At 66.3% G+C, this 12,687-nt stretch carries 13 protein-coding genes; 11 read left to right on the top strand and 2 right to left on the bottom strand.

What is annotated here, in order from left to right; genetic code table 11:
* Nucleotides 1–42: 42 nt before the first annotated feature.
* Genes BLT81_RS06690 through BLT81_RS06665 form a run of 6 tightly spaced genes read left to right on the top strand, consistent with a single transcriptional unit; the run spans nucleotide 43 to nucleotide 5,057 of the window.
* Nucleotides 43–768 carry an HAD family hydrolase gene (locus BLT81_RS06690; protein WP_231286601.1) on the top strand — a complete coding sequence of 242 codons (726 nt, stop codon included), beginning with the start codon at nucleotides 43–45 and terminating at the stop codon, nucleotides 766–768.
* A complete protein-coding gene (phnD, locus tag BLT81_RS06685) occupies nucleotides 761–1,768 on the top strand; it encodes a phosphate/phosphite/phosphonate ABC transporter substrate-binding protein (RefSeq protein ID WP_019194192.1) in 1,008 nt (335 codons plus the stop codon). Before BLT81_RS06690 ends, phnD begins: the two co-directional genes overlap by 8 nt.
* Before the next feature lie 16 nt (nucleotides 1,769–1,784).
* Nucleotides 1,785–2,591 carry a phosphonate ABC transporter ATP-binding protein gene (gene phnC, locus BLT81_RS06680; RefSeq protein WP_019194191.1) on the top strand — a complete coding sequence of 269 codons (807 nt, stop codon included), beginning with the start codon at nucleotides 1,785–1,787 and terminating at the stop codon, nucleotides 2,589–2,591.
* Nucleotides 2,591–3,400 carry a phosphonate ABC transporter, permease protein PhnE gene (gene phnE, locus BLT81_RS06675; protein ID WP_019194190.1) on the top strand — a complete coding sequence of 270 codons (810 nt, stop codon included), beginning with the start codon at nucleotides 2,591–2,593 and terminating at the stop codon, nucleotides 3,398–3,400. Before phnC ends, phnE (BLT81_RS06675) begins: the two co-directional genes overlap by 1 nt.
* A complete protein-coding gene (gene phnE / locus BLT81_RS06670; RefSeq protein WP_019194189.1) occupies nucleotides 3,401–4,285 on the top strand; it encodes a phosphonate ABC transporter, permease protein PhnE in 885 nt (294 codons plus the stop codon).
* Nucleotides 4,248–5,057 (top strand): MurR/RpiR family transcriptional regulator, encoded by an 810-nt coding sequence (locus BLT81_RS06665; protein ID WP_019194188.1) that lies wholly within the window; start codon nucleotides 4,248–4,250, stop codon nucleotides 5,055–5,057. The genes phnE (BLT81_RS06670) and BLT81_RS06665 overlap by 38 nt, the downstream gene beginning before the upstream one ends.
* A gap of 10 nt (nucleotides 5,058–5,067) precedes the next feature.
* On the opposite strand, the gene BLT81_RS06660 is transcribed toward BLT81_RS06665, so the two are convergent.
* Nucleotides 5,068–5,448: a DUF3806 domain-containing protein gene (locus tag BLT81_RS06660; RefSeq protein WP_019194187.1), complete on the bottom strand. Its 381-nt coding sequence runs from the start codon at nucleotides 5,446–5,448 to the stop codon at nucleotides 5,068–5,070.
* A gap of 12 nt (nucleotides 5,449–5,460) precedes the next feature.
* On the opposite strand from BLT81_RS06660, the gene BLT81_RS06655 reads away from it, so the two are divergent.
* From BLT81_RS06655 to BLT81_RS06635, 5 genes are all read left to right on the top strand, one after another.
* On the top strand, nucleotides 5,461–6,282 hold the full coding sequence (locus BLT81_RS06655; RefSeq protein ID WP_019194186.1) for a TatD family hydrolase: 822 nt from the start codon (nucleotides 5,461–5,463) through the stop codon (nucleotides 6,280–6,282).
* A 147-nt stretch (nucleotides 6,283–6,429) separates the two neighbouring features.
* Entirely contained in the window at nucleotides 6,430–7,584 is a 1,155-nt protein-coding gene (locus BLT81_RS06650) for a resuscitation-promoting factor (RefSeq protein ID WP_019194185.1), read from the top strand.
* Between the two features lie 62 nt (nucleotides 7,585–7,646).
* Nucleotides 7,647–8,498, top strand: a complete 852-nt coding sequence (gene rsmA, locus BLT81_RS06645) for a 16S rRNA (adenine(1518)-N(6)/adenine(1519)-N(6))-dimethyltransferase RsmA (RefSeq protein ID WP_040421290.1) — start codon at nucleotides 7,647–7,649, stop codon at nucleotides 8,496–8,498.
* Nucleotides 8,488–9,480, top strand: a complete 993-nt coding sequence (locus tag BLT81_RS06640; protein WP_019194183.1) for a 4-(cytidine 5'-diphospho)-2-C-methyl-D-erythritol kinase — start codon at nucleotides 8,488–8,490, stop codon at nucleotides 9,478–9,480. The genes rsmA and BLT81_RS06640 overlap by 11 nt, the downstream gene beginning before the upstream one ends.
* Nucleotides 9,481–9,492: 12 nt before the next feature.
* Entirely contained in the window at nucleotides 9,493–11,295 is a 1,803-nt protein-coding gene (locus tag BLT81_RS06635; protein ID WP_019194182.1) for an ABC-F family ATP-binding cassette domain-containing protein, read from the top strand.
* Nucleotides 11,296–11,311: 16 nt separating this feature from the next.
* Here the strand turns inward: BLT81_RS06635 and BLT81_RS06630 are convergent, their stop codons facing one another.
* Nucleotides 11,312–12,661 carry an amidohydrolase gene (locus tag BLT81_RS06630; RefSeq protein WP_019194181.1) on the bottom strand — a complete coding sequence of 450 codons (1,350 nt, stop codon included), beginning with the start codon at nucleotides 12,659–12,661 and terminating at the stop codon, nucleotides 11,312–11,314.
* Between the last annotated feature and the right edge of the window lie 26 nt (nucleotides 12,662–12,687).

Here is a 12,687-nt window from a genome sequence, read left to right as displayed (position 1 = left end):
GAAAAGATAGCGTGAACGCATCGTCCATAATTGAGGGAGATCGTGGCAGTGACTCGCAGTGTGGTTTTCGACTTCGATGGAACGCTCGCTATCGGGCACGGGCCAGTTTTGGCCTACGCCAAAGCTGTGGCTCCGTCGGCCGGAGAAGCTTTCGTTTCCCGAGTCGAAGAGGCGCTGCGAGCATTCGACGCGGGGAGCCCCATGTACCGTGATGGTTACCACATCGTGGGGGAACTGGCCGCGCAGGACGGGGTCTCTTCTTGGACGATGCAGCAGGCCTACCAGGCCAGCCGAGAAATCTTGGGTACAGCGAAAGCTCCAGTGGAGGCTCCAGATGAAGTTGTGCCTTTACTTGAGGGGCTGAGCCAGCACGCTCATGTGCACCTTGCCACGAACGCGCCCCGCGTAGGAGTCGAGCGAGTTCTTGACTCCTGGGGTGTGTACCACTGCTTTGACCAGCTCCACTTCAACGTTGGTAAGCCGGACGGGCTCTACCCCATCCTGCGGCAATTGCTGAAGAATGGCCCGGTTTTGGCGGTGGGAGACATCATCGAGTTCGACCTACAGCCCGCCTTCGATCTGGGTGCGGATACTGCACTCGTTGGGGTGACAACAGCAGGGGCGAACGCCGATGTGACGATGCGTGGGGCAACGCTTACTGATCTTCGCGGCGAGCTGTGCGCGTGGGTCTCGCAATCACCCACCCTGACACCACCTCATTCACCATCCCAACCGGCACCTAGTCCGAAAGGTATTTCTCATGCGTAATTCTGCACTTGCGCTCGGCACGCTGACTGCTACCGCAATGCTTTCCTTGACGGGTTGTTCCTCTGATCAGGACAACGGCTCCGACGAGGCATCGAACTGGCCCAATTCCATCACGGTCTCTCTTGTTCCATCGACTGAAGGCGAGGACCTCGCGGAGGCGCTCGAGCCGCTGACGAACTACTTGTCCGAGAACCTCGGCATCGAGGTCAACGGTGTTGTGGCGAACGACTACGCTGCGACTGTTGAGGCGATCGGGGCAAACCAAGCACAGGTCGCTATCACAGACGCAGGCTCCCTGTACAACGCCATGACGCAGCACGACGCTGAGCTCATCCTGCGTGATGTTCGCTTCGGAGCGACCTCCTACGCATCGGTGGCCTTCACCAATAACCCGGACAAGTACTGTGAGGGAGAACCAGTGATGGCTACGTACGAGGCTGACGACACCGAGTTCGCGTATTGCAACGGTATCGAGAACGCGGGAGCCACGGCGACAGGCCAGGGGCCAGCGGCAACCGGCGCGTTTGACAATCTCGAGCCGGGCACGGCAGTTGCATTCCAAGCGGCAACGTCCCCGGCGGGCTACCAGTACCCGATCGTTGCACTTGAGGATGAGGACGTTGACGTTGATTCCCTCTCCCAGGTCCCAGTGCAAGGAAATAACAACGCTATGCTCGCAGTTCTCAGGGGCGACGCTGAGGTCGGGTTTGGTTTCTGGGATGCCCGCTCGTCCATCTTGGCCGAGGCTCCCGAGGCAGCAACTGAACTGGTTGCTTTCGCCTACACCGAGATGATCCCCAACGGTGGAGTCGTGGTTACCGAGGACCTCCCGGAGGACCTCAAGACCCAGCTCGCTGACCTCATGGATTCCTACGCCGAGTCCTCGGACGAGGCCAAGCAGGTCATGCAGGACCTCGTCGGACTGACCGACTGGACGAAGGAAACGAACGAGGAAGAGATCGAACGCTACGGCGAGATCTACACCCGTTTCAGCTCCTAGAACACAAGGAACCGCCATGCTGCAGGATGATGTTGGCCACACCCGCGAGCCGTGGCCTATTGTGCTCGATAGCGTCTCCGTGACGTATCCGAACGGGACGCAAGCCCTGAAAGACGTCTCGCTTCGGATAGAACCTGGTGAGATGGTTGCCGTCGTGGGGCTTTCCGGCTCCGGCAAATCGACGCTGATTAGAACCATCAATGGTCTCGCCGAGCCGACCGCAGGACGGGTCAGCGTTGGCCCGCACGTCATCAGCGAACTCAAGGGCAAGCAACTACGCGAAGCACGCGGCCAGATCGGCATGATCTTCCAGCAATTTAATTTGGCGGAGCGTACCGATGTCTACCACAACGTGCTGGTCGGCACTTTCGCTCGTACGCCTTGGTGGCGTTCCCTCTTCGACATTCCGGCGGACGAGGACAAGGAGCTTGCGCTCCGCTGCTTAGATTCCGTCGGAATGCTCGAGAAAATATGGGCCCGCGCTGGTGCGCTATCCGGAGGGCAGAAGCAGCGTGTCGCCATCGCACGGGCTCTGACCCAGCAGCCCGCCGTCATGCTTGCCGACGAACCAGTGGCCTCCCTCGACCCGCCCACAGCTCACTCGGTGATGGCTGACCTAATGCGCATCAACCGGGAGCAAGGATTGACTGTGTTGGTTAATCTGCATGTCATTGATCTCGCCCGCCAGTACACAACGAGGGTGGTCGGTCTACGTCAGGGCGAGCTCGTCTACGATGGTCCGGCCGCCGACGCGACAGATGCTGACTTCGAGCAGATCTACGGGCGTAGCGTGCTGCCGGGTGATATGACGGGGAGGCGCTGATGACGCCTGCGCATATGCGGCCCACGCTGCCGGAGAAGCCTACGCAGCGTGTACGAACGGCTCTGATTGTCGTGGCCGTCGTCGGATTTACTGCTCTCACCATGACGCCGCGCATCGGCGGCATCGACGTCGACATTGCGTCGATAGCGAGGAACTGGCGCAATGGTGCCGACAAACTGCTGCAAATGCTCCAGCCGAACCTCGCCTTCGTCCCTAGGACAGTAGGACCGATGGTGGAGACATTACAAATGGCCATAGTCGGTGCGGTGCTTTCTGCTGTGATCTCGATTCCACTGACGTTGTGGGCCGCCACTCCGACGAATCCAAACAGTGTCGGGCGAGCCATTGTCCGCACCGTAATTAACGTCGTGCGTTCTGTACCAGATCTCGTCTACGCCTCGATCCTCGTGGCGATGGTCGGCGTTGGCGCACTGCCCGGCGTGATCACCCTTTTTCTCTTCAACATTGGCATCGTGGTCAAGCTTGTCTCCGAGGCGATCGACTCCGAAAATCACGGATACATTGAGGCTGGGCGCGCAGCGGGTGGTACCCAGTTTCAGATCAATCGCGCCATGGCCCTTCCGGAGGTCATGCCGTTGTTCATGAACCAGTGGCTGTACACGCTGGAGCTCAACGTCCGAGTCTCGGCAATCCTAGGGCTTGTCGGTGCAGGTGGAATCGGGCGCCTGCTCGAGGAGCGTCGCTCGTTCTTCGCGTACGAGGACGTGTCCATCATCATCCTCGAGATCCTCGTGGTCGTCGTGCTGGTGGAGATGCTTTCGAACTGGTTGCGAAAGAGGCTGGTCTAAATGGACATGACGCTTCCCCGCACACCGAGGAAGACATACGAGACTGTGGTCTCGATTATCATCACAGTGGTCATCGTGGTGTCTTTCTCCTTTCTGCGCATCACGTGGAGCGACCTGCCCCAGGTCCCCGCCCAGGTGTGGGAGTACCTCACGCTGATGTTCAAGGACCCCGACACGTCGCGTTTATCACGGGCGCTGACAGAGATGTGGCGTTCCATTTCTATGGCGTGGATCGGCATGATCGGTACCGTCATTTTTGCGATTCCGCTTGGCATGCTGGCGGCTAGGGGAGTTGGCCCGGCATGGCTACGTGCAGCACTTCGAGGGCTGTTCGCTGTGATCCGCGCTTTCCCTGAAGCGGTGATTGCAATTATTTTGCTCACTGTGACCGGCCTGACTCCGTTCACTGGTGTGTTGGCGCTCGCGATCTCTGGCATCGGCCAGCAATCGAAGTGGGCATACGAGAGTATCGAGTCGCTGCCACCGGGCCCTGCTGAGGCCGTCCGCGCTGCTGGAGGGACGACGGTCGAGACGGTGCGTTGGGCGTTGTGGCCTCAAGCCGCTCCGGCGCTCATTTCCTTCGCGCTGTACCGTTTCGAGATCAACATCCGAACCTCTGCGGTACTGGGCATGGTGGGGGCTGGCGGCATCGGCGACATGCTGTCGAACTACACCAACTATCGTCAGTGGGACGTGGTAGGTATGACGCTCATCGTCATCATCATCGCCACGATGGTTGTCGACGTGATTTCCGGCGCCATTCGCAACCGCATCATGAGAGGAGCCACCGTTCGTGCCAGTGTCCCCGAGACCGGGAGCGATTCCGAGCGTGAGGATCGCCGCCGCGATGTCCTCGTTGCAGCCAAAGGAGCGCGCGGTCGCTGAAGCGATCGCGGCTAATCCGGCAGCAGCTGTCGAAATGACAGCTCAGCAGTTAGCTGACCTCGTCGGTGTGAGCCGTGCGAGCGTCGTTCGCACCGCGCAGAGCCTGGGCTACGCTGGTTTCCCGCAACTGCGTGTGGCGCTGGCGCAACAGGTCGTCGGCGCTCCCCCGAGAGGAATATCAGACGGCCATGAATCGCTACTCGACACCGTGCGGAGCAACGTTGCAGCGTTTTCTCGACGGTTGGACGATTCTTTTGCTGCGCTTGATGAAGAATCACTGTCGCGTGCCGTGCACCTGCTCGATGGTGCTGATCGGGTGCTGGTCGCTGCCAACGGTCTGTCCGCCCCGCTGGGTTTTGACCTCACACAAAGGCTGATTTCCGCTGGTCGCCCGGCAGAATTTCACGCTGATACAATGACCCAGCGCATTGCGGCGCATTCTCTGGGCGACGGCTCCGTGTGTTTTGTTTTCTCGGGCTCGGGGGCGAATCGGGCGACTCTCGAGGTCGTGTCTCAAGCGCGCGATAGCGGAGCGACGGTCATTGCCGCGACGTCGTTTGCGCCTTCGCCCGTGGCTGAGCTCGCGGATGTGATCCTCCTTGTCCCACCGGTTGACCCCTCGTTCCAAGCGGAGTTGCTCTACACGTCGCGAGCAGCTTTGATGGTGCTCACTGAGCAGCTGGTTGAAGCTCTTCACGCCGAACGCGGCGAGCGCAGCGCGCAGTGGCGCGCAACGGTGATGGCTCTCGTCGGCGAATCTCTCGAAGGGTAGCACCCAACATCTACAAAAACTGCCCGACAAACGTCGTGAGCTTGCCGGTCTCTTCGTCATCGAAGCGCGTGTCAACGACAACGAGCGGGGCGGTGTACTTGTCGCCGCGGACGACGACGAGGTCGGTGCCGTAGTCGTCGGACAGCATCGCCCACCGAAAGCCGTGCTCGCGCACGAGGGCCTCGCCGAGCGCGGTGCCGAAGACGCGGGCGGTCTCGCCGCGCGGGTAGGCGCGCCTGAGGTCGTCGTCAAGCTGCAGGTAGGAAGCGAGCTCCTCTTCGAAGGAGGCGACGATGGCGTCGACGCTGCCGTTGATGCCGCGGCCCGCGGCCTCGGCGAGGTCGGCCTCAAGCTGGCGGCGGGTGGCGGAAGTGAGATCTGTGTATGCCATAGGGTTGATCCTATGAGCAAGAAATCGCGCCCCACACCCGTCCCCGCACCAAAGGTCGCGGGGCTTATCGACGCCCACACCCACCTCGCCTCCACCGGCCCGAGCGCTGACGACCTCGTGGCGCGGGCTGTTGAGGCGGGAGTGGAGCGCGTGTGCACCGTCGGCGACGGCCTGGAGGAGGCCGAGGCCGCGCTCGCGGCGGCGCGGGCGAACCCCCGGATCTACGCGGCGTGCGCGATCCACCCGACGCGGGCGCACGAGCTCGACGAGGCGGCGCGCGCCCGCCTGCGGGAGATGGCGTTCGACCCGCGCTGCGTCGCGGTGGGGGAGACGGGCATTGATACCTACTGGATCGAGCACGACCCGGACTCGACGGCGCCGCTTGACGTGCAGGAGGAGGCGCTACGCTGGCACATCGACCTCGCCGTAGACAGCGGAAAGGCGCTGATGATCCATAACCGCGAGGGCGACGAGGACCTGCTGCGCATTCTGGCGGATGCGCCGCGCCCGCGCGAGGTGATGCTGCACTGTTTCTCCTCGCCGGTCGAGGTGGCCAGGGAGGCGATCGAGCGCGGCTATGTCTTGTCCTTCGCCGGGAACGTGACGTTTAAGCGCAACGCGCAGCTGCGCGAGGCGGCGGCGCTTGCCCCGGCGGGGCAGCTGCTCATTGAGACGGACGCGCCGTACATGACGCCGGAGCCGTACCGGGGGGCGCGGAACGAGCCGGCGTTGATCGGGCACACGGCGCGGGTGGTGGCCGAGGCGCGTGGGGTGGACGTCGAAAAGCTCGCGGGCGAGGTGTCCGAGACCTTTGACCGCGTGTTTGGCCTGTAAGAGTGGCCCTTGAGACCTAAGTGAAAGGTGTTACGTCGCCGGCCGAGCGTTCTTGCGCGATACCCGTTGTTATCGTATTGTTACGTCCTGTTGTACACGCGGCATCCTCCGCGGATCCCGACACCGACCTCAAGGAACGTTACGCATATGTCTGCAAAGCGCATCAACACCAGCACCACAGCGACTCGTCGCATCGTCGCGGGTAGCGTCGCAGGCGCGGTGATCGTCGGCGGGGGTGCCACGGCGGTCGCCGCGCAGAAGGCGGTCACCGTGGACGTCAACGGCGAGGCGACCCACGTGCGGACCTACGCTGGCGACGTGGAGGGCGTGCTCCAGGCCGCCGGTGTGAGCGTAGGCGCGGGCGATCTCATCTCCCCGGCGCCGGGGCAGAAGGTCGCGAGCGGCGACACCGTGAGCGTCATCACTGCGAAGCCGGTCGCCCTCGTCGTCGACGGCGCCGAACAGCAGGTGACGTCCACCGCGGCGACCGTCGCGGATCTGATCGGCGAGGCCGGAATGCACGCCGCCGCCACCGACGTGGACCCGCAACAGCCGGTCACCGACGGCATGACGATCGCCGTAACCACCCCGAAGATCGTCTCCATCAACGACGGCGGCGACGTCATCTACACCTCGGCGGCGAAGAACACCGTCGGGGAGCTGCTCGCCTCGCGCGGGGTGACCGTGGACTCGAACGACCGCGTCAATGTCGCCCTCGACGCCCCAGTCGAGGAGAACATGGACATCCGCATCGACCGCGTCGAGGTCGTGCGCACCGTCGACACCGTCGAGTTCGACGCCCCGGCCACCTACGTCGACGACGAGACCCTCGAGGCCGGGACGGAGGAAGTGCGCACGCCGGGGCAGAAGGGACAGAAGACGGTCACCACGCGCACCGTCACCGTCAATGGCCAGGTGGAGTCCACCGGCCAGACCGAGGAGAAGGAGACCCGCGCGGCGAAGCCCGCGACGATCGCCCGCGGCACGAAGCCGACCGTCCAGACCGCCTCAGCCACGGCCACCGCGGGAGCACCCTCTGCCCCCGCCGTGGCCGGCGGCTCGGTCTGGGACGCCATCGCCGCGTGCGAGTCCGGCGGCAACTGGTCCATCAACACCGGGAACGGCTACTACGGTGGCCTGCAGTTCAACGCGGGCACCTGGGCCGCCTACGGCGGCACGGCGTACGCCCCGACAGCGGACCAAGCCACCCGCGAGCAGCAGATCGCCATCGCGGAGAAAACCCAGGCAGCGCAGGGCTGGGGGGCGTGGCCGGCCTGCACCGCCAAGCTCGGCCTGCGCTAGCTGTCCTGCTCGGCGCGCTCGCTTCGCGGGGGCCGCTCGGGGCGCTGCTACCCTAGACCACCATGACGGATGCCCACTTGCTGGGCCCGGCGGAGATCCGGGAGCTGGCGCAGGAACTGGACGTGGTGCCGACGAAGAAGCTCGGCCAGAATTTCGTCCACGACCCCAATACTGTGCGCCGCATCGTCGCGGCCGCCGACCTCGACCCCGCTGACGTGGTCGTCGAGGTCGGCCCCGGCCTGGGCTCGCTCACCCTCGGGCTCATCGAGGCGGCCAGCCGCGTCGTCGCCCTCGAGATCGACCCGCGCCTGGCCGGCCGGCTCGCGCTGACGGTCGAGCAGCGCGCGCCCGAGCACGCGTCGCGTCTGAGCGTGATCGCCACAGACGCCCTCCACGTCACCCGCGCCGACCTCGACGTCGCTCCGACGGCACTGGTGGCCAACCTGCCTTACAACGTCTCGGTGCCGGTGCTGCTGCACCTGCTGGCGGAGTTCCCCTCCATCCGCCGCGTGCTGGTGATGGTGCAAAAGGAGGTGGCGGACCGCCTCGCCGCCCAGCCGGGTTCCAAGATCTACGGCGTGCCCAGCGTCAAGGCCGCCTTCTACGGCAACGTCACGCGCGCGGGAGTGATCGGCAAAAACGTGTTCTGGCCGGCGCCCAACATCGAAAGCGGGCTCGTGCGCATCGACGTGACCAACCCGTACCCCCGCGAACAGCGCGGCCGCGTCTTCGAGCTGGTCGACGCCGCCTTCGCCCAGCGCCGCAAAACCCTGCGCTCCACCCTCGCGGGCGCCTACGGCTCCGCCGCCGGCGCGGAGGAGGCGCTGCGCGCGGCGGGCATCGACCCCGGCCTGCGCGGCGAGAAGCTCTCCGTGGCCGACTTCGCCCGTCTGGGGGCGGCGCGTGAAGGGTAGGCCGCGGGAGTTCTCCGCCTCCGCGCCGGGCAAGGTCAACCTGCACCTCGGCGTCGGCGAGGCGCGCCGCGACGGCTACCACGAGCTGGTCACGGTGTTCCAGGCGGTGCAGCGCAGGGAAACGGTCCGGCTGCTCGTCGACCCGGCGCTTGAGACCTCCGCCGAGGGCACCGTTGTGCAGGGCATGAGCACCTTCTTCGGCGTCGCCGAGCCGGAGGAGGACATCGACGGGCCCGCGAACCTCGCCTGGCGCGCCGTCGACGCCGTGGTGGCGGAGTACCGGCGCCGCTACCCGGGGGCCGCGCTGGCGCTGCCGCGGGTCAAGGTTGTGGTGGAAAAAGACGTCTTCGTCGCCGGAGGCATGGCGGGAGGATCGGCGGACGCCGCCGCGGCGCTTGTCGCCGCCAACGACTACCTCGGGTCCTACGGTCGCGCGCCGCTCGAGGAGGACGCGCTGGTGCGTCTGGCCCGCTCGTTGGGCGCCGACGTGCCCTTTTGCCTGGTCGGGGGAACGGCGCTGGGCACGGGGCGCGGCGACGAGCTCGTCGAGATGCTCGCCCGCGGGCAGTACCACTGGGTCTTTGTCAACCCCCGCGTGGGCCTGCCCACGGGGGAAGCCTTCTCGCTTCTCGACGACCTCCGCCACGACAACCCCGCATTCCTTCCGCGCCTGGACACCTCGGCGCTGTCGCGCGCGCTGCTCAGCGCAGACCCCGAGCAGCTGGCCCGCGCCCTGCACAACGACCTCGAACCGGCCGCCGTGAGGATGCGCCCGCAGCTCGCCGCGCTGCTGCGCCGCACGGGGGAGCTGGGCCTGCGGGCGATCGTCTCCGGCTCCGGCCCGACCGTCGCCGTGCTGTGCCGGGATGACAACCACACCGCCGAGGTCCTCTCGGGGGTCCGCGACGGTTTTCCGGGCTACGAGGCCTTCGCCACCACGGGCCCCGCGCCGGGGGCGCAGCTGTTGGCCGGCACCACCTAAACTGGACCACCTATGGCTAACCTGATCAATCTCGAAAACGTCTCCAAGACGTGGGGGCTGAAAACGCTGCTCGATGGCGTCTCCCTCGGCGTCCAAACCGGCGACCGCATCGGCATCGTCGGCGTCAACGGCGGCGGCAAGACGACCCTGCTCGAGGTGCTCACCGGCATCGAGCCGCCCGACGAGGGGCGCGTCTCGCACAATTCGGACCTGCGCATGGCTGTGGTGACGCAGCGCTTCGAACTGGACGAGTCCCTGACCGTGGGCCAGGCCGTCGTCGAGCCGCTGGGCCTGGAGACCTTCGAGTGGGCGTCGAACGCGAAGGTGCGCGAGGTGCTGCAGGGCACCGGCGTCGTCGAGCTCGGCCTAGACGCGGTCGTGGGCAACCTTTCCGGCGGGGAGCGCCGCCGCGTCAACCTCGCCGCGGCGCTCGTCCACGACCTCGACCTCGTCGTGCTCGACGAGCCCACCAACCACCTCGACGTCGAGGGCGTGCAGTGGCTCGCCGAGCACCTGCTCAGCCGCAAGGTCGCAGTGGTCGTGGTCACCCACGACCGCTGGTTCCTCGACACCGTGGCCACGCTGACCTGGGAGGTCCACGACGGCACGGTGGACGTCTACGAGGGCGGCTACAACGATTGGACCTTCGCCCGCGCCGAGCGCGCCCGCCAGGCCGACGCCATCGAGCAACGCCGCCGTAACCTCGCGCGCAAGGAGCTCGCGTGGCTGCGCCGCGGCGCCCCGGCGCGCACCTCGAAGCCGCGCTACCGCATCGAGGCGGCCGAGGCGCTCATCGCGGACGTCCCCGCCCCGCGCGACAGCGTCGAGCTCATGGCCTTCTCCAAGCAGCGCCAGGGCCGCGTGGTCATCGAGCTCGAGGACGCGCGTATCGACGCCCCCGACGGCCGCACCCTCGTTGACCACCTCACGTGGCGCCTCGCGCCGGGCGAGCGCATCGGCCTCGTCGGGGTCAACGGATCCGGCAAGACGACCCTGCTGCGCACGCTGGCCGGCGAGTACCCGCTGGCGGCGGGCAGGCGCATCGAGGGGCAGACCACGCGCATCGGCTGGTTGCGCCAAGAGCTCGACGACCTCGACCCGACGCGCCGCGTCATCGACGCGGTGGAGGACGTGGCCACCTACATCGCGCTGGGGACGAAGGAGCTCACGGCCTCCCAGCTTGCCGAGCGTCTCGGCTTTTCCCCGAAGCGCCAGCGCACGCCGGTGGGCGACCTCTCCGGCGGGGAGCGCCGCCGCCTCCAGCTCACTCGCGTGCTCATGAGCGAGCCGAACGTGCTGCTTCTCGACGAGCCCACGAACGACCTCGACATCGACACCCTCCAGGAGCTCGAGGACCTGTTGGACACGTGGCCGGGCACGCTTGTCGTCATCTCGCACGACCGCTACCTCATCGAGCGCATCGCGGACGCGACGTACGCCCTGTTCGGCGACGGGACACTGACGAATCTGCCGGGGGGAATCGAGCAGTACTTGGAGCGTCGACACGCGATGGAGGGTCCGGCCGGCGTGCTGGACCTCGGCGAGGCCGGAAACAAGGCCGAGGAGACGGCGGGGGCGGTCTCCGCGCAGGAGCAGCACGAGCTGACGAAGAAGATGCGCTCGCTGGAGCGGAAAATGGACAAGCTCGGCGAGCAGATCGCCTCGCTGGAATCCGAGGTCGCGGCGCTGTCGCAGGGGAGCGACCCCGATTTCGAGGAGATTGGGGAAAAGACAGAAAAGGCCTCTGGGCTGCGGGGCCAGCGTGAGGAGCTGGAGACGCAGTGGCTCGAGCTGGGGGAGCAGCTGGAGGGCTGAGCGTGGGCCTTTCGGCCTAGTCGAAGAAGTGGGCCACGTCCGTGGTGCCGCCGGCGGCCTCGAACTCGGTCTTGACCGCGTCGCGCAGCGCCGCGTCGGTGAGGAAGTCGAGGGCGACCTGCGCCAAGCCATACGCGCCGTCGACCGCGCCCTTGTCGCCGGCGGCGGATCCCGCGGAGGCGGCGAAGGCGCGGGTGTGCAGCGCGGAGGACTCGGGGGCGACCTTGATCAGTGGGTGGATGCCCGGCACGCGGTAGGACACGTTGCCGAAGTCGGTGGACGCCGCGATGTCCTCGCTGACAACGCCCAGCGGAAGGGGCTCTCGGCCGCGGCGGCGCTGTGCCTCGACCCAGCGCGACAGCAGCTGGTCATTGGTGCGCACCGGCAGGGTGGCGGGGTGCTCGTCCCACTCGATGTCGACGCCGACGCCGGCCATGAGCGCGGCGCCCTTGACCACGTCCTCGACGCGCTCCGAGAGGTTTTTCAGGGTGCCCGGGTACTTGGAGCGGACGTAGAACTTCATCTCGGCGGTCTCGGTGATGATGGACTCGCGGGTGCCGCCCTTGGTGATGATCGCGTGGATGCGGTCAATCGGCGGCATCTGCTGGCGCAGCAGGCCAATGCCGGTGTACGTCAGGTTGGCGGCGTCGAGCGCGTTGCGGCCCATGAACGGCTGTGAGGAGGCGTGGGCGGAGACGCCGTGGAAGGTCACCCGCAGCACGCGCCGGCCGAGCCACACTTGGTCGGCCAGGTCGAATCCGTAGGAGTGCAGCATGATGGCGGCGTCGATGTCCGCGGGGGAAAAGGCGCCGCCGCGCGCCATGTGCTCCTTGCCGGAGCGGCCCTCCTCGGCGGGGGTGCCCAGATACTTCAGCGTGCCGTCGAACGCGTCCGGGTGGAGCCTGAGAAGCTCCGCGATGGCGATGAACGCGCCCATGCCGGTCGCGGCCATGACGTTGTGGCCGCAGGCGTGGCCGATCTCGGGCAGGGCGTCGTACTCGGAGAGCACGGCGATGGTGGGGCCGTGGCCCGAGCCGACCTGCGTTTCAAAGGCTGTCTCCACCCCGTAGGCGCCCTGGTGCAGGTCCAGGCCGTGGCGCCGCAGGATCTCCTGGATTTTTGCCACGGACCCGTGCTCCTCGAACGCGACCTCCGGGTTGGCGTGCAGGTGCTGGGAAAGCTCGATGATGTCCGCGGAGATCTCCTCGACGATCTGCTCGAGCTCGCGGCTGAGCGGCTCCGGGGCGCCCTCCTGGTCCGGGGCGCGGTAGCGCAGGACCTTCTTGCGGGCGGCGGTATCGGCCTCGACGTGCTTGATGTAGCCGTCGTACGGGGTGGTCGGCTCGTGCGGTGCGGTGTAATCCACGGCGGGGTGTCCTTATCTATGCGAGA

Source organism: Corynebacterium timonense (assembly GCF_900105305.1).
GTDB lineage: Bacteria > Actinomycetota > Actinomycetes > Mycobacteriales > Mycobacteriaceae > Corynebacterium > Corynebacterium timonense.
The sequence above is the reverse complement of the archived record's forward strand: the minus strand, read 5'-3'. Positions and strand labels throughout refer to the sequence as shown.

Coding starts and splice junctions, on each gene's coding strand:
- phnD (WP_019194192.1), top strand. CDS start 761: ATGCGTAATTCTGCACTTGCGCTCGGCACGCTGACTGCTACCGCAATG.
- phnC (WP_019194191.1), top strand. CDS start 1,785: ATGCTGCAGGATGATGTTGGCCACACCCGCGAGCCGTGGCCTATTGTG.
- phnE (WP_019194190.1), top strand. CDS start 2,591: ATGACGCCTGCGCATATGCGGCCCACGCTGCCGGAGAAGCCTACGCAG.
- phnE (WP_019194189.1), top strand. CDS start 3,401: ATGGACATGACGCTTCCCCGCACACCGAGGAAGACATACGAGACTGTG.
- BLT81_RS06665 (WP_019194188.1), top strand. CDS start 4,248: ATGTCCTCGTTGCAGCCAAAGGAGCGCGCGGTCGCTGAAGCGATCGCG.
- BLT81_RS06660 (WP_019194187.1), bottom strand. CDS start 5,448: ATGGCATACACAGATCTCACTTCCGCCACCCGCCGCCAGCTTGAGGCC.
- BLT81_RS06655 (WP_019194186.1), top strand. CDS start 5,461: ATGAGCAAGAAATCGCGCCCCACACCCGTCCCCGCACCAAAGGTCGCG.
- BLT81_RS06650 (WP_019194185.1), top strand. CDS start 6,430: ATGTCTGCAAAGCGCATCAACACCAGCACCACAGCGACTCGTCGCATC.
- rsmA (WP_040421290.1), top strand. CDS start 7,647: ATGACGGATGCCCACTTGCTGGGCCCGGCGGAGATCCGGGAGCTGGCG.
- BLT81_RS06635 (WP_019194182.1), top strand. CDS start 9,493: ATGGCTAACCTGATCAATCTCGAAAACGTCTCCAAGACGTGGGGGCTG.